General features: G+C 73.3%; 18 protein-coding genes. 7 read left to right on the forward strand and 11 right to left on the reverse strand.

Annotation, left to right across the window (positions count from 1 at the left end):
* Positions 1-53: 53 nt before the first annotated feature.
* On the forward strand, positions 54-1,043 hold the full coding sequence (gene galE / locus ACFVU9_RS30900) for a UDP-glucose 4-epimerase GalE (protein ID WP_387599017.1): 990 nt from the start codon (positions 54-56) through the stop codon (positions 1,041-1,043).
* On the opposite strand, the gene ACFVU9_RS30905 is transcribed toward galE, so the two are convergent.
* The gene (locus tag ACFVU9_RS30905) at positions 1,040-3,508 is read right to left on the reverse strand and encodes a PQQ-binding-like beta-propeller repeat protein (RefSeq protein WP_387599020.1); all 2,469 of its coding nucleotides are present in this window, start codon (positions 3,506-3,508) and stop codon (positions 1,040-1,042) included. The genes galE and ACFVU9_RS30905 overlap by 4 nt on opposite strands.
* A gap of 425 nt (positions 3,509-3,933) precedes the next feature.
* On the opposite strand from ACFVU9_RS30905, the gene ACFVU9_RS30910 reads away from it, so the two are divergent.
* Positions 3,934-4,581, forward strand: coding sequence for a TetR family transcriptional regulator (locus tag ACFVU9_RS30910; RefSeq protein WP_359964992.1), 648 nt, complete (start codon positions 3,934-3,936; stop codon positions 4,579-4,581).
* A 207-nt stretch (positions 4,582-4,788) separates the two neighbouring features.
* Here ACFVU9_RS30910 and ACFVU9_RS30915 read toward each other — a convergent pair whose 3' ends face one another.
* From ACFVU9_RS30915 to ACFVU9_RS30940, 6 genes are all read right to left on the reverse strand, one after another.
* Positions 4,789-5,733 carry a beta-ketoacyl-ACP synthase III gene (locus ACFVU9_RS30915; protein ID WP_387599023.1) on the reverse strand — a complete coding sequence of 315 codons (945 nt, stop codon included), beginning with the start codon at positions 5,731-5,733 and terminating at the stop codon, positions 4,789-4,791.
* 143 nt (positions 5,734-5,876) lie between these two features.
* Positions 5,877-7,154, reverse strand: a complete 1,278-nt coding sequence (locus ACFVU9_RS30920; protein ID WP_387599026.1) for a L,D-transpeptidase family protein — start codon at positions 7,152-7,154, stop codon at positions 5,877-5,879.
* Between the two features lie 137 nt (positions 7,155-7,291).
* Positions 7,292-8,455: an aminofutalosine synthase MqnE gene (mqnE, locus tag ACFVU9_RS30925; RefSeq protein WP_380444753.1), complete on the reverse strand. Its 1,164-nt coding sequence runs from the start codon at positions 8,453-8,455 to the stop codon at positions 7,292-7,294.
* 51 nt (positions 8,456-8,506) lie between these two features.
* Complete coding sequence (locus tag ACFVU9_RS30930; RefSeq protein WP_380444752.1) at positions 8,507-9,469, reverse strand: threonine/serine dehydratase; 963 nt, start codon at positions 9,467-9,469, stop codon at positions 8,507-8,509.
* 4 nt (positions 9,470-9,473) lie between these two features.
* Entirely contained in the window at positions 9,474-9,932 is a 459-nt protein-coding gene (locus ACFVU9_RS30935) for an Lrp/AsnC family transcriptional regulator (RefSeq protein ID WP_329930404.1), read from the reverse strand.
* Positions 9,933-10,051: 119 nt separating this feature from the next.
* Positions 10,052-10,726, reverse strand: a complete 675-nt coding sequence (locus ACFVU9_RS30940) for a UbiX family flavin prenyltransferase (protein WP_387599031.1) — start codon at positions 10,724-10,726, stop codon at positions 10,052-10,054.
* Between the two features lie 66 nt (positions 10,727-10,792).
* On the opposite strand from ACFVU9_RS30940, the gene ACFVU9_RS30945 reads away from it, so the two are divergent.
* Entirely contained in the window at positions 10,793-11,536 is a 744-nt protein-coding gene (locus tag ACFVU9_RS30945; RefSeq protein ID WP_380444750.1) for a cyclase family protein, read from the forward strand.
* A gap of 132 nt (positions 11,537-11,668) precedes the next feature.
* Entirely contained in the window at positions 11,669-12,385 is a 717-nt protein-coding gene (locus ACFVU9_RS30950) for an MOSC domain-containing protein (protein WP_380444749.1), read from the forward strand.
* A gap of 42 nt (positions 12,386-12,427) precedes the next feature.
* On the opposite strand, the gene ACFVU9_RS30955 is transcribed toward ACFVU9_RS30950, so the two are convergent.
* Both ACFVU9_RS30955 and ACFVU9_RS30960 read right to left on the reverse strand, forming a co-directional pair.
* Complete coding sequence (locus ACFVU9_RS30955) at positions 12,428-12,796, reverse strand: VOC family protein (RefSeq protein WP_387599033.1); 369 nt, start codon at positions 12,794-12,796, stop codon at positions 12,428-12,430.
* A gap of 67 nt (positions 12,797-12,863) precedes the next feature.
* Positions 12,864-13,637 (reverse strand): TetR/AcrR family transcriptional regulator, encoded by a 774-nt coding sequence (locus ACFVU9_RS30960; protein ID WP_387599036.1) that lies wholly within the window; start codon positions 13,635-13,637, stop codon positions 12,864-12,866.
* 102 nt (positions 13,638-13,739) lie between these two features.
* On the opposite strand from ACFVU9_RS30960, the gene ACFVU9_RS30965 reads away from it, so the two are divergent.
* Positions 13,740-14,966, forward strand: a complete 1,227-nt coding sequence (locus ACFVU9_RS30965) for an FAD-dependent oxidoreductase (protein WP_387599039.1) — start codon at positions 13,740-13,742, stop codon at positions 14,964-14,966.
* Between the two features lie 219 nt (positions 14,967-15,185).
* A complete protein-coding gene (locus ACFVU9_RS30970; RefSeq protein ID WP_387599041.1) occupies positions 15,186-16,052 on the forward strand; it encodes an NAD(P)H-binding protein in 867 nt (288 codons plus the stop codon).
* A 20-nt stretch (positions 16,053-16,072) separates the two neighbouring features.
* Here the strand turns inward: ACFVU9_RS30970 and mqnP are convergent, their stop codons facing one another.
* Positions 16,073-17,002, reverse strand: a complete 930-nt coding sequence (gene mqnP / locus ACFVU9_RS30975) for a menaquinone biosynthesis prenyltransferase MqnP (RefSeq protein WP_380444742.1) — start codon at positions 17,000-17,002, stop codon at positions 16,073-16,075.
* Complete coding sequence (locus ACFVU9_RS30980; protein ID WP_380444741.1) at positions 16,999-18,450, reverse strand: menaquinone biosynthesis decarboxylase; 1,452 nt, start codon at positions 18,448-18,450, stop codon at positions 16,999-17,001. Before ACFVU9_RS30980 ends, mqnP begins: the two co-directional genes overlap by 4 nt.
* A 106-nt stretch (positions 18,451-18,556) precedes the next feature.
* On the opposite strand from ACFVU9_RS30980, the gene ACFVU9_RS30985 reads away from it, so the two are divergent.
* Complete coding sequence (locus tag ACFVU9_RS30985; RefSeq protein ID WP_380444739.1) at positions 18,557-18,961, forward strand: PLD nuclease N-terminal domain-containing protein; 405 nt, start codon at positions 18,557-18,559, stop codon at positions 18,959-18,961.
* Positions 18,962-19,029: the final 68 nt, after the last annotated feature.

A 19,029-nucleotide genomic window follows, 5' to 3' on the forward strand; every position in this document is an offset into this window, starting at 1 on the left:
GGCTGGACTCGCCCGGCCACACCGGTCAAAACGGGACGGCCTAGGATCGGAGCATGACCTGGTTGATCACTGGCGGTGCCGGATACATCGGCGGGCACGTGGTCCGTCAGCTGCTCGACGCGGGCGAGAGCGTGGCCGTCCTGGACGACCTCAGCACCGGCGATCCGAGCCGGCTGCCGGCCGACGTCGCGCTCGTCAAGGGCTCCACGCTGGACCGCGCCGTCGTGTCCGCCGCCATCCGCGAGCACGCGGTGACGGGGATCCTGCACTTCGCCGCGAAGAAGCAGGTGGGCGAGTCGGTCGAGCGCCCGTTCCTCTACTACCGCGAGAACATGCTCGGCCTGCAGACCGTCCTGGAGGCCGCCGCCGACGAGGGCGTGCGGCGCTTCCTGTTCTCCTCCTCGGCCGCCGTCTACGGCATGCCGGACGTCGACCTGGTCACCGAGGCCACCCCCTGCGCGCCGATGAACCCGTACGGCGAGACCAAGCTGGCCGGCGAGTGGCTGGTCGCCGCCGCCGGGCGGGCGCACGGCATGTCGACGATCTCGCTGCGGTACTTCAACGTGGCCGGCTCCGGCACGCCGGAGCTGGCCGACACCGGGGTCTTCAACCTCGTCCCGATGGTCTTCGAGCGCCTCACCACCGGCCGGGCGCCGCGCGTCTTCGGCGCGGACTACCCCACCCCGGACGGCACCTGCGTGCGCGACTACATCCACGTGGCCGACGTCGCGTCGGCCCACGTCGCGGCCGCCCGCCGGCTCGCCGCCGACCCGCCGGGCGACACCGCGCTGGTGCTCAACATCGGCCGCGGCGAGGGCGTCAGCGTCCACGAGATGCTCGCCCTGATCGGCGAGGTCACCGGGCGGGACACCACCCCGGAGGTGACCCCGCGCCGCCCCGGCGACCCGGCCCGGGTGGTGGCCTCCGCCGACCTGATCGGCCGCGAGCTGGGCTGGCACGCCCGGTACGACGTCGCCGAGATGGTCGCCTCCGCGTGGGAGGGCTGGTGCCACCACCACCCGGAGGCCCGCGACAAGCGTTAGCGGGCGGGCACCGCCGTGCCGTAGAAGGCGTCCAGCGCGTACACGCAGCGGTCCTTGGAGCCGACGAACACCCGGCCGCCGACCGCCACCGGGGAGCCGGTCAGCTCGCCCTTGGTGCCGAGCTCCCAGCGCAGCTGACCGCTCGCCAGGTCCACCGTGTGCAGCGAGTGGTCCCGGCTGCCGAGGTGGACCAGGCCGTCCGCGACCGCCGGGGAGCCGACGATCTCGCCGCGCGCGGTGTAGCGCCAGCGCTCCCGGCCGGTGGCCGCCTCGAAGGCGTACAGCACCTCGCCGCTGCCGACCAGCACCATGCCCTCGCCGACCACGACCGGCTCGGCGCCCTGGCGGCCGCCCGTGGCACCGCGCCAGCGGTCCCGGCCGGTGGCCGCGTCGAGCGCGTACACGGTGCCCAGGTAGTCGGCGACGTAGACGGCGTCCGCGTCCAGCGCGGGCGGGGTGAAGAGCACCACCGGCGCCTCGAAGCGCCACCGCTCGGCGCCGCTCGCCGCGTCCAGGGCGTACACCCGGGTGCCGGCCGTCACGTACAGCACGCCGCCGCGCTCGACGGGGTGCGACGGGACGTCCTCGCCGACCGGGAAGGACCAGCGCAGGCCCGCGCCGCGCGGGTCGACGCAGCGCAGCCGCCCGGCGCCGTAGTAGTACGCGGCGCCGGCCACCAGGACGGGCCCGGACTGCGGGTTCTCGTAGTCCTGCTGGGCGTCGTCGGCGCGCCACAGCTCGGCGCCGGTGGCGGCCGAACGCAGCTGGACGCCGCCGCCGCGCACGCCGCAGCACAGCACGCCGTCGGCGGCGGACAGCGAGTAGACCCAGCCGTCCAGCGAGGTGCGCCAGCGCTCGGTGCCGTCCGCGACGTCCACGGTGTACAGGTGCGGTCCGTCGGCCGCGTGCACCCGGCCGGCGTCCACGGCGAGCGCCCAGGCCACGTCCCGGGTCTTGTAGCGGCGCTGGCCGGAGGCGATGTCCAGCGCGTGCACCTCGAAGCTGGAGACGAACAGGGTGCCGTCGGCGACCACCGGGGTGCCCCAGACGTCGTTGGACATCCGGAACCGCCAGGGCCGCCAGCGCGGCGCCGGAGCCGGGGGCTGGACGGGCGCCGGGAGGGGCGTCCGGGCCGGCGGCGGGGTCGCCCGGCGCACCCACTCGGTCTCGGCCGGCGTGGCACCGGGGCCGGTCTGCTCGTGCTCGGCCCGCGGACCGGGGCCTATCCGCACGGACGCGCCGGGCAGCCGCACCTCGGCGCCGCCGCCGTCGGTGGGCGCCCGGTGCTTGTTGGGCGAGCGGATCTTCTCGGTGGCGATCTCGGCCTCGGACGCCTGGCCCGGCCGGACGTGCACCGGACCGAGCGGCGGCGGGGCGTGGCCGCCCGGGTGCTGGGTGCGCGGGTCCTCGACGCCGGGACGCTGCGTCGGCACGTTCTGGTGCGGCACGCTCTGGTGCGGGACGGGCCCCGGCGGGACGGGGGCCGGCGCCTCGGCCGGGTGCAGCGGCCCGGCGCCCTGCGGGGTCACGGGCGGCGCGGGAGGTGCCGGGGGTGCGGGCGGCGCGGCAGGCTGGCGCCGGCCGCGCTTGCGCTCGATCAGCTCCAGCGCGTTGGCCGGGAGCCAGTCCCCGGCCTCACCGGAGGCGTCGTCCCGGGAGAACAGGTGCGGGGCCAGTTCGGTCTGGATCTGCGCCGGGGTGGGCCGGTGCTCGGGCGAGGGCCGCATGCAGGCGCGGACCAGGTCCATCAGCTCGACCGGCATCCCCGAGTAGTCGGGCTGCTCGCGCAGGAGCTGGAACACCGTCTCGACCGGGTTCGAGCCGCGGAAGGGCGGGTGCCCGGTGGCGCAGAAGACCATCAGCGAGCCGAGCGAGAAGATGTCGCTGGCGCCCTGGACGGTCCGGCTGTCGCGGGCCTGCTCGGGCGACATGTAGGCGGGGGTGCCGACCGCGACATTGGTCATGGTGAGCCGGGTGCTGGACACCCCGGCGGCGATGCCGAAGTCGATCACCTTCGGGCCGTCCTCGACCACCAGGACGTTCGAGGGCTTCAGGTCGCGGTGGATCAGCCCGGCGGCGTGGATGGACTGCAGCGCCTCGGCGATGCCGGCGACCAGCCAGCGGGTGGCGTCCACCGGCAGCGGGCCGCACTCCTCGACCAGGTCCTCCAGGGAGGGCGCCGGGATGTAGGCGGTCGCCAGCCAGGGCACGCGCGCGTCGGCGTCGGCGTCCACGACGGCCGCCGTGTAGAAGCCGCCGACCGTCTTGGCCGCGGCGATCTCCCGCGCGAAGCGGACCCGGAACAGCTCGTCCTCGGCCAGCTCCCCCCGGACGGTCTTGATGGCCACGCGCCGGCCGGAGGCGGAACGTGCCAGGTAGACCAGGCCCATCCCGCCCGCGCCGAGCCGCCCCAGCACCTCGAAGGGCCCGATCCGCCTCGGATCGTGCGCCGTCAGCTGGTCCACTCCGCTGCCACCTCCCCGTCCAGGCACCCGCCGCGTGGTGCCGGACCCGATTCTCCATGGCCGCCCGGCCCATCTCCAACCTCCCCCGCCCAGGAGCGCCGGGGGCCGCACGGACGGCACCGCCAGGTCAGTGGTCGCGGAACGGCCGGATTCTGACGCCCGCTCCGGCGGGGGCTTGCGCCCGGGCCGTCCGACGGGCTCACCGGCCGCACGTCGTCCACGCCGGGTTTCCGTCACGCTCTGTCACCCGACCACCCCTCAGCGGACTCGCCGTCACGCTGTGAGATCGAAAGCACACGGGGGGGCTACATCGGGACGCGGTGAATATCCGTCCGAAGTGGTTCATGCCCCTATAGGAACCCCCGAGCGGAGTAATAGTCGCATCACCGAATCGCGCCAAGATCGTGCCACGGTAAGCTGACGGCATGACAGGACAAGTTCGCACCGTCGACGGTCGCGTCGCCGGGCGACGCGGACAGGAGACGCGGCAGAAGCTGCTCGACTGCCTCCGCGAGATGCTCAGCACGTCGCCCTATCGGGACGTCAAGGTCATCGACGTCGCCCGTATGGCGGGTACCTCCCCCGCGACCTTCTACCAGTACTTCCCGGATGTCGAGGGCGCTGTCCTCGAAATCGCCGAGGAAATGGCCAAGGACGCCGACACCCTCAAAGAGCTGGTGGCCGGAAAGTCCTGGGCAGGGAAGTCCGGACCGACCACTTCGGAAGAACTGGTCGACGGATTCCTCGCCTTCTGGCGCAAGAACGACGCCATTCTCCGAGTGGTCACGCTCGGTGCCGCCGAAGGGGACAAGCGGTTCTTCAAGATCCGCATGACCGTCCTCAACGCGGTCGCCAAGCCGCTCGCGGATGCCGTCCGGGAACTCCAGGCGAAGGGACAGGCCGACAAGTCACTCGATCCCAACGCCGTCTCCGGGGCCCTGGTCTCGCTGCTCGCCTCGGCGGCAGAGCACCAGAAGGCCTTCACCTCCTGGGGCGTCAAGGTCAAGGACCTCAAGCCCAACCTCGCTCCCCTGGTGTACCTGGGCGTCACCGGCAAGAAGGCGCCCAAGTAGACCATCCGCTCATCCGACCATCCGCCCGCGCGCAGCCCCGGCCTCCTGTCCGGGGAACGACGGACGGCGGCCGTGTCCTCGGGGGAGGTCCGCCGACGTACCGCAGCGCGCCAGGGCCAGACATGCCGGTGGGCGGGCACCCCTCACACAGGGTGCCCGCCCACCGGCATGTTCCGCGTCAGGCGCCGGGACGGCGCCGGGGCCGCCTCAGGGGCAGCGGACCACCTGGCCGGCGTAGGCCAGACCGCCGCCGAAGCCGAACAGCAGGACCGGGTCGCCGGGCGACAGCTCGCCGCGCTCGACCAGCTTGGAGAAGGCCAGCGGGATCGACGCGGCCGAGGTGTTGCCGGACTCCACGACGTCCCTGGCCACCACCGCGTCGGTGACGCCGAGCTTGTTGGCGATCGCGTCGATGATCCGCAGGTTCGCCTGGTGCGGCACGAAGCCCTTCAGCTCGGACGGGTCGATCCCGGCCCGCTCGCAGGCCTGCCGGGCGAGCGGGGCGAGCTGGGTGGTGGCCCAGCGGAAGACCGACTGGCCCTGCTGGCTGATCACCGGGTCCCAGCCGGTGATCACCACGGCGTCGCCCTTCTCCGGCTCGGAGCCCCAGACCACCGGGCCGATGCCCGGCTCGGCGCCGTCCTCCTGGGCCTCGACGACCGCGGCGCCGGCGCCGTCGCCGAAGATCACGCAGGTCGAGCGGTCGGTCCAGTCGAGGGTGTCGGACATCCGCTCGGCGCCGATCACCAGCGCCCGGCGGGCCGCGCCGGCCCGGATCGCGTGGTCGGCGGTGGCCAGCGCGTACGAGAAGCCGGAGCAGACCGTGTTGATGTCGTAGGCGGCGGGCGCCCGGACGCCGAGCCGGGCGGCCACGGCGGCGGCCGTGTTGGGGCTGCGCTCGACGGCGGTGCAGGTGGCGACCACGACGAGGTCGATCTCGTCGGCGGTGCGGCCGCTGCGGGCCAGCGCCTTCTGGGCCGCCTCGGTGGCCATGTCGACCAGGGTCTCGCCCTCGGCGATGTGCCGGGTCCTGATCCCCACCCGGGCACGGATCCACTCGTCGGTCGTGTCGACGAGCATGGCCAGGTCGTCGTTGGAGAGGACCTTGGGGGGCTGGTAGTGACCGAGTGCCACGATGCGCGAACCGCTCATGCTGCCATGCAACCGGGTTACCCGCTGGTCAGCCGGGCACCATCGGCTACAGGATCCGCCCCCGTGAACTGTAGGTAGCCGACAAGGGGCGTTGCGGCACTTGGGGTTCCGCTTGGCCCGCGGCCGGATCGTCCGGTCCGGGGTCAGGCCGCCAGCGAGGTCGCGTCGCCCATCACGATGACCGGGTGGGCGGCCGGATCCAGGGTGCGGATGAGCTGCGCCATCTTGTCCTCGGGGATGGAGACGCAGCCGTGGGTGGGGCCGTCGTGGTCGACGTGGAGCCAGATGCCGCCGCCCTTGGACTTGCCGTCGGGGCGGCGCGGGTCGAGCGGGGAGGAGCCGGGGACCCGGTTGTAGTTGATCGCCACGACGTAGTCGAAGGAGCCGGCCAGCTGGTCGCCGAAGAAGCCCGTCCCGGAGACCACGAAGCTCGGGTCCTTGTCGTACGGGAGCTTGCTGCCGGGGTCGGCGTTGCGGCCGCCGGCGTCGGTCAGCGAGAAGACGCCGATCGGGCTGCGCAGGTCGCCCTCGTTGTGGCCGGTGGTCCAGCCGTTCTTGCCGTTGTGGCCCTGCCAGGTCTCGCCGGGCAGCCAGCGGCCCTCCGGGGTCCGGGTCCACAGCGTGACGCTGTTCTTGTCGGTGTCCTTGCCCTGGCCGGTGGCCACCACGACCTGGTTGGTCTGCGTGGGTATCCGGGCCGTGAAGGACGCGCCGAGGCCGGGTATCGCGGCCACCGAGCCGTCGTCGCGGGTCTCGCTCCGGCCGGCCACGGCGGCCTGGTTCTGCCGGTCCGCGGCGGCCTGGGCGGCGGCGGCCGGGGCGGGCCGGTCGGGCGTGCTGACGCCCTCCGGGCCGGGGCCGTCGGCGGTGGTGACGCCGGGCTTGGCGGTGTCCTGGCCGACGGTGTACCAGCCCGCGGCGGCCGCGACCAGCAGCGCGGTGCCGGCCATCACGGCCTTGCCGTGACTCTTCTTCTTCGCCTTGCGGCGGCGGCCCCGGGCGGCCGTCCTGGCGCCCACGGCGGGGGTGGCGGCGGCCTGCGGCGCGGGCTCGGACAGGTAGACCGGCTCGCGCTCGTACGGCGGCTCCGGCGCGTACAGCGGCTCGGGCATGTAAAGCGGCTCGGGCTCGTACAGCGACGCCGCCTCGTACAGCGGCTCGGGCTCGTACAGCGGCTCCGGAGCCTCGTAGGCCTCCGGTGCCTGCGCGTACGGCTGGAACGATTCGTCGTACGCGGCGAAGTACCCGTCAGCCGGCTGCGCGTACGGCTGGTACTGGCCGTACGGGGCCTCGTGGACGGGCTCCTGGTACGGCTCGTAGGAGCCGTACGACGGCTCGTGCGGCTGCTGCGGCACGCCGTGCGCCGGCTCCTGCATCGGCTCGTACGGCGGGTACGCGGTGGCGCGATGTGAACCGGACATGGGGCCGATCCTGCCAAACGGCGTACCCGTTGGTAAACCCGGGGCGTTGTACGGGAGCTGTGAAGACGCCCGTCCCCCGGGCCGGCGGTGCGGCCCGGGGGACGGGAACGTGCAGGTGGGAGCGCGACGGGCGCAGCTCAGAGGCGCATCGCCTGCGGGGTCTCGCGGAGCGTCAGGTCGGGGCCCTCGTACTCGCGGATGACCTCGTAGCGGGTGTTGCGCTCGACCGGGCGGAAGCCGGCGTCGCGGATCAGGCCGAGCAGGTCGTCGCGGCCGAGCTTGTTCGGGGTGCCGAAGTTGTCCGCGTCGTGGGTGATCTTGTACTCGACCACCGAGCCGTCCATGTCGTCCGCGCCGTGGCTGAGCGCCAGCTGGGCGGTGGTGACGCCGTGCATCACCCAGAAGACCTTGACGTGCGGGACGTTGTCGAAGAGCAGCCGGGACACGGCGAAGGTCTTCAGCGCCTCGGCGCCGGTGGCCATCTCGGTGCGCGCCATCAGGCGGTTGCGCACGACGCCGTCCTTGGAGTCGTGGAAGTCGTGCTGGTAGCGCAGCGGGATGAAGACCTGGAAGCCGCCGGTCTCGTCCTGCAGCTCGCGCAGCCGCAGCACGTGGTCGACGCGGTGGCGGGGCTCCTCGATGTGCCCGTACAGCATGGTGCAGGGCGTCTTGAGGCCCTTGGAGTGCGCCAGCCGGTGGATCCGCGACCAGTCCTCCCAGTGGGTGTCGTGGTCGACGATGTGCCGGCGGACCTCCCAGTCGAAGATCTCCGCGCCGCCACCGGTCAGCGACTCCAGGCCGGCGTCGATCAGCTCGTCGAGGATCTCGTCCGCGGACAGGCCGCTGATCTTCTCGAACCAGTGGATCTCGGTGGCGGTGAAGGCCTTCAGCGAGACGTTCGGCAGGGCCGCCTTCAGCTCCCGCAGCGAGCGCGGGTAGTAGCGCCAGGGCAGGGTCGGGTGCAGGCCGTTGACGATGTGCAGCTCGGTGAGGGACTCGACCTCCATCGCCTTGGCGAGGCGGACGGCCTCCTCGATGCGCATCGTGTACGCGTCCTTCTCGCCCGGCTTGCGCTGGAACGAGCAGTAGGCGCAGGACGCGCTGCACACGTTGGTCATGTTGAGGTGGCGGTTGACGTTGAAGTGGACGACGTCGCCGTTCTTCCGCGTCCGCACGTGGTGCGCCAGGCCGCCCAGCCAGGCCAGGTCGTCGCTCTCGTAGAGCGCGATCCCGTCCTCGCGGGTCAGCCGCTCACCCGCGTAGACCTTCGCCTCCAGCTCGCGCTTGAGCCCTGCGTCCATGCGGTGACCCGCCTCCTCCGACTTCGATTCCTTGCCGGAACGAGCGTACGCCTATGCCGAGAGCAGCTCCGCGAGCAGTGCCGGTTCGATGTTCCCGCCGCTCACGACGGCCGCGACCGACCGGCCGCCGGTCTGCTCCGCGCGGTGGAAGTAGGCGGCCGGGGCGACCGCGCCGGAGGGTTCGGCGACGAGGCGGCCGCGGCGGGCGAGCAGGGCGACGGTGGCCCGGATCTCGTCCTCCGTGACGGTGACGATGTCGTCCACGTAGGCGGTCAGGTGCTCGTACGGGAGCACCCCGACGGACGGGGTGCGCAGGCCGTCCGCGATGGTGCGGTAGGTGTCGGCGACCGGCCACTCGACCCGGCGGCCGGTGCGCAGGCTCTCCCGCGCGTCCGCCGCGAGCTCCGGCTCGACGCCGACCACCCGGATCTCCGGACGGGTGAGCTTGAGCGCGGCCGCCGTCCCGCCGATCAGGCCGCCGCCGCTGACCGGCACCAGGACGGTGTCCAGTCCGGCCGGGGCGTCCTCGGCGATCTCCAGGCCGACCGTGCCCTGGCCCGCAATGATGTACGGGTCGTCGTACGGCGGCACCCACACGTAGCCGTGCCGCTCGGCCAGTTCGCCGGGCAGGCTGTCCCGCTCCCCCGGCGGCACGAGGATCACCTCGGCGCCGAACCCGCGGGTGGCCTCCACCTTGACGGCGGGCGAGGTGTCCGGCATGACGATGACGGCCTTGATCCCCAGCAGCCCGGCCGCGTACGCGACCGCCTGCGCGTGGTTGCCGCTCGACTGCGCGACCACCCCGCGGGCCCGCTCGTCGTCGGTGAGCACGGCCAGCCGGTTGTAGGCGCCGCGGGTCTTGAAGGCACCGGTCGGCTGGAGGTTCTCCGGCTTCAGCCAGAGGCGGCGCTCGCCCTCGGCCGCCCACGGGGCGGGGACCAGCGGGGTGCGCACCGCGACCCCCGCGATCCGCTCCCGGGCCGCGTGCAGCTCCTCCAGACCGACCAGTGCCATGACGTCACTCTCCTTCGGGAGGGAGATCGCTCACCCGGTTCTCCCACTTGGTGGAGAGTACGACGGTGGTGCGGGTGCGGGCCACGCCCTTCGTGCCCGAGATCCGCTTCACCACCGACTCCAGGCCGGCCACGTCGGCCACCCGGACCTTGAGCATGTAGGAGTCGTCACCCGCGATGAACCAGCAGTCCTCGACCTCGTTGAGGTCCTTCAGCCGGAACGCGACGTCCTCGTGGTCGGCCGCGTCGGTCAGCTGGAGACCGATCAGGGCCGTGACGCCGAAGCCGAGCGAGGCCGGGTTGACCGTCGCGCGGTAGCCGGTGATGACACCGGCCTGCTCCAGGCGGTTGATGCGGTCCGTGACGCTCGGGCCGGAGAGTCCGACCAACCGGCCCAGCTCGGCGTAGGACGCACGGCCGTTCTCCCGGAGCGCCTGGATGAGCTGTCTGTCCACCGTGTCCATATACCGTCCGCGTCCTTCCGAACCTCACCAGACCCACAGATCATTATCCGGATTCAAAGGCGCCGTGCAGGGACCAACCCGGATATCGCAGAGAACATACTCTCCCGGCCCCGGCTTCCTCACTCCCCCTCAGCCGTCGCCGGTGCGCCGCCGCCGCTCCGGCGCGCCGCCGCGCCCAACTCCCCTTCCCAGCGCAGGTACAGGGAATGCGGCACGCCGACGGCGTCCAGCACCCGGCCGGCGACGAAATCGACGAGTTCGCGCACGGTGGAGCCGCCCGCATAGAAACCGGGCGACGCGGGGAGCACGACCGCGCCCTGCGCGTCCAGTTCCACCAAGTGCTTCAACGTCACCCCGTTGAGTGGCGTCTCGCGGACGCACACGACCAGCGGGCGGCGCTCCTTGAGGGTGACGCTGGCCACCCGCTGGAGCAGGTCCTTGCTCAGGCCGAGCGCGATCCCGGCCACCGCGCCGGTGGTCGCGGGGACGACCAGCATGCCCTTGGCCGGGTACGAGCCGCTGGACGGGCCGGCCGCGAAGTCCCCCGCGGACCAGTAGCGGACGTCGTCCAGGTCCTCGTCACCGCCCAGCCACTCGGCGAGGTCGGTGCGCCAGTGGGCGTCCCGGAAGGAGATGCCGGTCTCGTCCAGGATGGTGAGCCGGGCGGCCCGGCTGACGACCAGGTCGACGGACTCCCCGGCCGCGAGCAGCGCACGGATCACGGACGCGGCGTACGGCGTCCCGGACGCACCCGAGACCCCGACCACCCACGGTTGACGCTTCACTGTTCCCATGGGCCATTTCTATCCGGCCCCACCCGGCGTGGCCGCATCCGCGCGTCCCCCTGCGAGGATGAGGCCATGGCAGCGACCCTCGTCGACCTCACCCACCAGGTGACCACCGCGATGCCGGTCTACCCCGGCGATCCGGCGGTCGTGCTGGAGCCCGCGCTCACCACCGCGACCGCCGGGGTGAACGTGCTGGCCCTGCACCTCGGTTCGCAGTCCGGGACGCACGTGGACGCCCCGTACCACGTGGACGTGACCTGGCCGACGCTCGACGGGCTCCCGCTGGAGCGCTTCACGGGCCCCGCGGTGGTCGCCGACCTGCGCGGGCTGGAGCCCCGGGCGGCCGTCACCCCCGAGCTGCTCGCGCCCGCGCTGGAGCGGGCGGGCGAGGGGACCGTCCTGCTGCTGGCCACCGGCTGGGCGCGGCACTGGGCCACCGACGCGTACTTCGCGCACCCGAGCCTGACCCCCGACGCGGCCGAGGCGATCGTCGCGGCCGGGGTCCGCACGGTCGGCGTGGACGCGCTGAGCGTCGACCCCACCCCCGACCCGGGGCCGGGCGACCCGGCGGTGGCCGCGTTGCTCGCCGACCTCACCGACGAGCACGACCACCCGGCCGCCGACGAGCCGACCCTGGCCGCGCACCGGGTGCTGCTGGGGGCGCCCGGCGGTGGGGTGATCGCGGAGAACCTGACCGACCTGCGGGCCCTGCTGGACGCCCAGGAGGCCGGACTGCCGGTGGAGGTCTCGCTGTTCCCGCTGCGGCTGGTCGCGGCGGACGGCGCACCGGTCCGGGCGGTGGCCCGGCTGGGGTGACCCCGGTGGGCGCGGGAACGGGTCGCGCCCGCGCCCTTTTCCGGGCCGGTCCGGGAGCGTCCGGTTCCGGCCAACTGCCCAGCCAGACTTGGTCTAGACCATCCCCCGGACCCGCCGGTACGCTGTCCGCCCATGGCAGAGATCATCGGAGTGATCGAGCGACTCTGGCGCTACCCCGTGAAGTCCACCGGCGGCGAGCGGCTCGACTCCGTCGAGGTGGAGCGGCGCGGCCTGGCCGGCGACCGCCTCTACGCCGTCCGCGACGCGGCCGGCAGGTTCGGCTCGGGCAAGAACACCCGCCGCTTCCGGCGGATGGACGGCCTGCTCCGGCTCTCCTCCAGACTCGGCCACCGGCTCGACGGCCCCGAGCTGTTCGACCCGCTCGGGCGCCCGGTCGCCGACCCGACCGCCTTCCTGCGCGCCTACCTCCAGCGCGAGGACGTCGAACTCGCCCGCGAGGACGCCGTCTCGCACTTCGACCAGCTGCCGGTGAGCGTGATCACCACCGCCACCCTCGACTGGGCCCGCGAGGCCGCCCCGCTCACCGTCGTCGACGAACGCCGGTTCCGGCCCAACATCGTGCTGCGCACCCCGCCCGGCACCCCGCCGTTCGTCGAGGACACCTGGTTCGGCCGCGAGGGCCGCACCGAAGCCCCGGACGGCGCCCGGCTCGCCTTCGTCCGCTCCAGCGAGCGCTGCGCCATGACCTCCGCCGCCCAGCCGGGGCTCCCGCACGCGCCGGAGCTGCTCAAGGCCGTCGTGGCCGCCCACGACGGCCGGCTCGACGCCCTCGCGGAGGTCGCCGCGCCGGGCCGGCTGCGCGTGGGCGACCGGCTGACGCTCGCCTGATCCATCGCAATGGAGCACGCAGGTCAATGACTTGACGATGCGTCAGCTACGGATCAGGCACACCGGATGCCCCGCCGGATCCGCGAAGACCCGCCAGCCGCCGGCGTCGTGCAGACGGACGGCGCCGAGCGCGAGCACCGCGCGCTCGGCGGCGTCCAGGTCCTCGACGTCGACGTCCAGGTGCGCCTGCTGGGGGTGCTCCGGATCCGGCCAGCGGGGCGGGCGGTGGTCGGCGACGCGCTGGAAGCAGAGCACCGCGCCGCCGTCCAGGTGCAGCGTGGACCAGCCGTCGCCGAGTGCCCAGCGCGGATCCGGCCGGTCGACCTCGCCGCCCAGCAGGCCCGCGTAGAAGCGGGCCAGCACGGCCGGTTCCGGGCAGTCGAGCACCAGGCACTGCAGTTTGCCGATCACGGCCTTCTCCGTCCTCCGGTGGTTGCGTCCGGGGCCGATTCTCGCCGCCGGACGGGCGGTCCGGAGCTCAGGGCAGCGCGACCGCCCGCAGGTAGGCCTCGGTGAACAGCTCGATGGTCTCGTCCAGCGAGGGCAGCCCGGCGCCGAGCGCGGGTTCGAGGACCGGCCGCAGCAGCACGTGGTTGATCACCGGGCCGAGCAGCAGCTGGACCAGCACCGGCATCGGGAGCGGCCGCAGCCGCCCGGCCTCGACGTGCGGCAGCAGCAGCCGGCCCAGGCCGTCGACCATCCGGGGCAGGTGGGCGGTCATCATCCGCGCGGCCGGGCCGTCCGGACGGCTGAACAGGTCCGCGAAGACCGCGGGGACGATCCGCGGCTCGTGCTCCAGGGCCGCCGCGTACAGCCGGTAGAGCGCCCGCACGGTGTCCGCGAGCTGCTCGGGCGGATCGGCCGCGAGGGCCTCCAGGTCGGGCAGCGGGCCGTGCGCCTCGAACACGGCGGAGAGCAGGCCGTCCCGCCCCTCGAAGACGGCGTGCAGGCTCGGCAGCGAACACCCCGCGCGGTCCGCGACGGCGTCCAGGGTGATCCCGCCCAGGCCGCGCTCGGCCACCAGCCGGGCCGCCGCGTCGACCGCGCGCTCGCGCACCGGGCGCCGCCCGCCCGGGTCGACGCCCGCCTGCCGGACGGCCTCGTCCAGGGCGCCCCGGGAGCCGCCGAGGCGGCGCAGCAGCGTGCTGCGGGAGACGCCGGCGGCCGTCGCGATCGCCGTCAGGGGGACGTCCGCGACGTCCTGGCCGCGCTCCTTCGCCGCCGCCAGCGCCGCGGCCACCAGATCCTTCATGTGGAGCATCGTACTACTTGACACCTGAGACGGTTCCAGAGAGCCTGTTTATGCGAGTTCCACGCAGAGAGTGACCAGCCAGGCACTGAGGGGAGAACTGTCATGAGCGTCGTCATCTCCGGGGGCGGACCGGCCGGCATGATGCTGGGCCTGATGCTGGCCCGGGCCGGCGTCGAGGTGACCGTGCTGGAGAAGCACGGTGACTTCCTGCGCGACTTCCGCGGCGACACCGTCCACGCGTCCACCGTGCGGCTGATGGACGAGCTCGGGCTCGGCCGCGAGTTCGCGAAGCTGCCGCAGAGCCGGCTCGGCAACATGGTGGTGCCGGTGCCCGGAGTGGGCGACGTCGCGCTGAGCGCCTTCGAGAAGCTGCCCGCGCCGTACAACTACATCGCGATGATCCCGCAGTGGGACCTGCTCGACTTCCTCCTCCGGCAGGCGAAGCAGGAGCCCTCGTTCACCGTCCGGATGAACACCGAGGCCACCGGCCTGATCCGGGAGGGCGGCCGGGTCGCCGGGGTGCGCTACCGCACCCGGGACGGCGAGGAGGGCGAGATCCGCGCCGCGCTCACCGTCGCCGCCGACGGCCGGCACTCGGTGCTCCGCCGGGAGGCCGGGCTGGTGCCCGAGGAGTTCCCCGTCCCGTTCGACACCTGGTGGTTCCGGCTGCCCCGGCACCCCGACGAGCAGGGTGTCCCGCCGAACCTCGCGCCCGCGTTCGGGCGCGGCGAGCTGGCGATCAGCCTCACCCGCGAGGACTACTTCCAGATCGCCTACTTCACCGCCAAGGGCTCCGACGCCCGCCTGCGGGCAGAAGGGATCGAGCGTTTCCGCGCCCGGATCGCCCGGCTGATGCCGCGGTACGCGGACCGGGTCGACCAGCTGGCGGGCATGGACGACGTCCACCTGCTCGACGTCCGGCTCAACCGGCTGCACCGCTGGTACGCCGACGGCCTCCTGCTGATCGGCGACGCCGCCCACGCGATGTCCCCCGCCGGCGGGGTGGGCATCAACCTCGCCATCCAGGACGCGGTGGCCACCGCCGCGCTGCTCGCCGAACCGCTGCGGCGCGGGCGCGTCACCGAAGCCGACCTCGCGCGGGTGCAGCGGCGCCGGTGGCTGCCGATGGCGGTGATCCAGCGCATGCAGCGGCTCCTGCACGAGGTGATGTTCGCCCCGGTCCTGGCCGGCCGCCGGGTCGGCCCGCCCACCCGGCTCGTCCTGCTCGCCCGCTTCGTGCCGGGCTTCCGGCAGATCCCGTCCCGCCTGATCGCCCTCGGCCCGCGCCCGGAGCACGCGCCGGCCTTCGCCCGCCGGGCGTCGGCCTGACCGGTCGGCCGACGGCGGCGGCGCCGAGGGGCTCGAAGTCGCACGGGAGGCGCGCGGCGGACGCCGTGCGCCTCCACGCGTCCATACGCGAGAGGCGCGGGACCGGCCGCGGCCGCGCCGGGGGCGCCGGTCCGGAGGGCGCACGACGGTAGACGATCGCGCATGAACCGGAGATCCGCGCGCATGGGGGGTCTCATCTTCGCCGCATACCGTCGAGACATGACACAGAAGCGAATTGACGGCTCGTCGGACATACTCGTGGTGGGCGCCACCGGAACCGTCGGCCGGCACGTCACCCTGCAGCTGCTCGCCTCCGGAGTGCGCGTCCGGGCGCTGACCCGCCACCCGGACCTGGCCCGGCAGCCCAGGTACGTCCAGGGCGACCTGCTCGACCCGGACAGCCTGGAAGCCGCCGCCACCGGCGCCGACGCCGCCTTCCTGATCTGGCCCTACCCGACGGCCGACGGCGCCGCCGCCGCCGTCGCGGCGATGGCGCGGCACGTCCGCAAGGTGGTCTTCCTCTCCTCCGCCGCCGTCCGGGACGTGCCCGGCCGGGGCCCCGAGTCGCCGGGCCGGCCGGACGCCGTGATCGAGGCCCTGATCGCCGGCAGCGGAGTCCGGTACACCTTCCTGCGCCCGCACGGCTTCACCGCCAACACCCTGCGCTGGGCCGAGGAGATCCGCACCGACGCCGCCGTCCGCGGCTTCGGCGGCGGGGCCGGGCTCAACCTGGTCGACGAGCGGGACATCGCCGCCGTCGCCGTACGGGCCCTCACCGAGGACGGCCACGAGGGCGCCAGGTACGTGCTCACCGGCCCGGAGTCCCCCAGCCAGGAGGAGCAGGTCCGGATCATCGGCGAGGCGGTCGGCCTCCCGGCCCGCTGGGAGGAGCTCCCCCGCGACGCCGCCCGCCTGCGGATGCTCACCGCCGGCTGGCCCCCGGCCATCGTCGACCGCGCCCTCGACTTCGTCCACGCCCGCATCGGCGACCCCGAGCCGGTCACCAGCACGGTCGAGGACATCACCGGCCGCCCGCCGCGCAGCCTGCGCAACTGGGCCGCCGACCACGCGGCCCTGTTCCGCTGAGCGCGCCCGGGGGCCGCCGGTCAGACCCCGAGCCCCCGGATGACCAGGTCCACCAGGGCGAAGAAGAACAGCGAGATGCCGACGAAGCCGTTGGTCTGGAAGAACGCGCGGTTGAGCTTGGACAGGTCGTTCGGCCGCACGATGGTGTGCTCGTAGACGAACGCGCCGGCCACGACGACCAGGCCGATCCAGAACGCGACGCCGGCGCCGGTGAGGACGCCGAACCAGGCCAGCAGGGCCGTGGTGACGAGGTGGCAGGCGCGGGCGCCCCGGATGGCCGCCGGGATGCCGAAGCGGGCCGGCACCGAGCGCACGCCGCCGTGCCGGTCGGACTGCACGTCCTGGCAGGCGTAGATGAGGTCGAACCCGCCGATCCAGATCCCGACCGCCGCGCCGAGCACGACGGCCTCCCAGGACCAGGTGCCGGTCACCGCGAGCCAGGCGCCCACCGGGCCCATCGCCTGCGCCAGTCCGAGGATCGCCTGCGGGAAGTCGGTGAACCGCTTGCCGTAGGGGTAGACGACCATCGGCACGACGGCCACCGGCGCGAGCGCGAGGCACAGCGGGTTCAGCATGGCCGCGGCGCCCAGGAACACCACCAGGGCGACCGCCGAGCCGGTGTACGCCGTCTTCAGGGAGACGGCGCCGGTGACGAGTTCGCGCCCGGCGGTGCGCGGGTTCCGGGCGTCGATCTCGCGGTCGATGATCCGGTTGGCGGCCATCGCGAAGGTCCGCAGGCCGACCATGCAGACCGTGACGACGAACAGCTGGCCCCAGTGCACCCGCTTGTCGGCGAGGAACATGGCCGTCAGCGCGGCGATGTAGGCGAAGGGCAGGGCGAAGACCGAGTGCTCGATCATCACGAGCCGCAGGAAGGCCGACACACCCCCGCGGGTGCGGGGAGATTCGCCCTGTCCTCCGTTGCCGAGCGTACCGACTCCCGTGCTCACAGCCCGTACTCCTTCCAGCGACGCGACACGAGAGCGGCCGTGGCCGGGTCCGAGGAGACCATCTCGGGCCAGCCGCCGTCGCGGGTGTAGCCCTCCTCGGGGAGCTTGCGGGTCGCGTCGATGCCCGCCTTGCCGCCCCAGAACTGCTGGTAGGAGGCGTGGTCGAGGTGGTCGACCGGGCCCTCGACGACCGTCAGGTCGCGGCTGTAGTCGACGTTCCCGAAGGCCCGCCAGGCGACCTCCTGGTAGTCGTGCACGTCGCAGTCCGCGTCCACCACGATGATCAGCTTGGTCAGCGACATCATGTGCGCGCCCCAAATCGCGTGCATCGTCTTCTGGGCGTGCTTCGGGTACTTCTTGTCGATCGAGACGATCACGCAGTTGTGGAAGCCGCCGGCCTCGGGCAGGTCGTAGTCGACGATGTCCGGGATGATGATCTTCAGCAGCGGCAGGAAGAACCGCTCGGTGAACTTGCCCAGCGGGCCGTCCTCGGTCGGCGGGCGGCCGACCACGATGGACTGCAGGACCGGGCGGCGGCGCATCGTCACGCAGTCGATCTTCAGCGCCGGGAACGGCTCCTGCGGCGTGTAGAAGCCGGTGTGGTCGCCGAACGGCCCCTCGGGGAGCATCTCGCCGGGCTCCAGCCAGCCCTCCAGCACGACCTCGGCGTCGGCCGGCACCTGGAGCGGGACGGTCTTGCAGTCGACCATCCGCACGCGCTCACCGGCGACGAACCCGGCGAACAGGTACTCGTCGATGTCCCCCGGCAGCGGCGCGGTGGCCGCGTACGTGACGGCCGGCGGGCAGCCGAAGGCGATCGCGACCGGCAGGCGCTCGCCGCGCTTGGCGGCCACCGCGTAGTGGTTGCGGCTGTCCTTGTGGATCTGCCAGTGCATGCCGATCGTCCGGCGGTCGTGCCGCTGGAGCCGGTAGAGGCCGAGGTTGCGGATGCCGGTGTCCGGGTCCTTGGTGTGGGTGAGGCCCAGGTTGAAGAAGGAGCCGCCGTCCATCGGCCAGGTGAAGAGCGCGGGCAGCTCGTCCAGGTCGACGTCGTCGCCGGTGAGCACGACCTCCTGCACCGGGGCGTCCTTCACGTGCCGCGGCGGGACGTGCGCCATCGAGGCGAGCTTGCCGAAGGCGTCCCGGAAGCCGGTGAAGCCCTGCGGCAGTTCGGGCTTGAGCAGGCCGGCGATCTTCTCGGAGATGTCGTCCGGTCCCTTGAGGCCGAGCGCCTTGGCCAGGCGCCGCTCGGTGCCGAAGACGTTCATCGCGAGCGGCATCGACGAGCCCTTGACGTTCTCGAACAACAGCGCCGGGCCCTTGGCCTTCTGCACCCGGTCGACGATCTCGCCGATCTCCAGGTGCGGGTCCACCTCCGCCTTGATGCGCTTGAGGTCACCCTCGCGGTCGAGGGCCCGGAGAAACGAGCGGAGATCGTCGTATGCCATGCCAGTCAGTATCCGCCACCCGATAGCCTGGCTTCGTCAAGGGCCCCCGGGGAGGGCCCCAGGACGCAGCCCGCCACACTCGCCGTCGCCGGGGGAGATCGCAGCCGTGCTCAGGATCCTGACCTTCGTCGTTCCGCTCGCCCTGTGGGTGTGGGCCTTCATCGACTGCCTGACCACGCCCGAGGACGAGGTGAAGCACCTGCCCAAGGTGGTGTGGGTCATCATCGTGCTGCTGTTCCCGCTGGTCGGCTCGATCGCCTGGCTCGTGGCGGGCAAGCAGCGCGGCGGCGCGCGGGTCGCCGGCGGCGGGCCGGCCTCCGGCCGTCCGGAGCACGCGGGCCCGCGCGGCGGCCGTCCGCTCGCACCGGACGACGACCCGGAGTTCCTCGCCTCCTTGAAGAAGGACGACAAGGGGCACGAGGACATGCTCAAGCAGTGGGAGGCGGACCTGCGCCGCCGCGAGCGGGAGCTGCGCGGCAAGGACGAGCCGGAGGACGGTTCCAAGGGCTGACCCGGCCCGTTCGGGGGATCGCTCGGACAGCCCACCCGGCAGGCGTCGGGTGGGCTGTGGCGTTTTTG

This window comes from Kitasatospora sp. NPDC057936, assembly GCF_042887525.1.
Classification (GTDB): Bacteria; Actinomycetota; Actinomycetes; order Streptomycetales; family Streptomycetaceae; genus Kitasatospora.

What these genes read in the sequence shown, in the direction of transcription:
- ACFVU9_RS30910 (WP_359964992.1), top strand. Translation starts at nt 3,934, where the DNA reads ATGACAGGACAAGTTCGCACCGTCGACGGTCGCGTCGCCGGGCGACGC.
- ACFVU9_RS30950 (WP_380444749.1), top strand. Translation starts at nt 11,669, where the DNA reads ATGGCAGAGATCATCGGAGTGATCGAGCGACTCTGGCGCTACCCCGTG.
- ACFVU9_RS30920 (WP_387599026.1), bottom strand. Translation starts at nt 7,154, where the DNA reads ATGTCCGGTTCACATCGCGCCACCGCGTACCCGCCGTACGAGCCGATG.
- mqnE (WP_380444753.1), bottom strand. Translation starts at nt 8,455, where the DNA reads ATGGACGCAGGGCTCAAGCGCGAGCTGGAGGCGAAGGTCTACGCGGGT.
- ACFVU9_RS30935 (WP_329930404.1), bottom strand. Translation starts at nt 9,932, where the DNA reads ATGGACACGGTGGACAGACAGCTCATCCAGGCGCTCCGGGAGAACGGC.
- ACFVU9_RS30930 (WP_380444752.1), bottom strand. Translation starts at nt 9,469, where the DNA reads ATGGCACTGGTCGGTCTGGAGGAGCTGCACGCGGCCCGGGAGCGGATC.
- ACFVU9_RS30945 (WP_380444750.1), top strand. Translation starts at nt 10,793, where the DNA reads ATGGCAGCGACCCTCGTCGACCTCACCCACCAGGTGACCACCGCGATG.
- ACFVU9_RS30940 (WP_387599031.1), bottom strand. Translation starts at nt 10,726, where the DNA reads ATGGGAACAGTGAAGCGTCAACCGTGGGTGGTCGGGGTCTCGGGTGCG.
- ACFVU9_RS30980 (WP_380444741.1), bottom strand. Translation starts at nt 18,450, where the DNA reads ATGGCATACGACGATCTCCGCTCGTTTCTCCGGGCCCTCGACCGCGAG.
- galE (WP_387599017.1), top strand. Translation starts at nt 54, where the DNA reads ATGACCTGGTTGATCACTGGCGGTGCCGGATACATCGGCGGGCACGTG.
- ACFVU9_RS30960 (WP_387599036.1), bottom strand. Translation starts at nt 13,637, where the DNA reads ATGAAGGATCTGGTGGCCGCGGCGCTGGCGGCGGCGAAGGAGCGCGGC.
- ACFVU9_RS30965 (WP_387599039.1), top strand. Translation starts at nt 13,740, where the DNA reads ATGAGCGTCGTCATCTCCGGGGGCGGACCGGCCGGCATGATGCTGGGC.
- ACFVU9_RS30970 (WP_387599041.1), top strand. Translation starts at nt 15,186, where the DNA reads ATGACACAGAAGCGAATTGACGGCTCGTCGGACATACTCGTGGTGGGC.
- ACFVU9_RS30915 (WP_387599023.1), bottom strand. Translation starts at nt 5,733, where the DNA reads ATGAGCGGTTCGCGCATCGTGGCACTCGGTCACTACCAGCCCCCCAAG.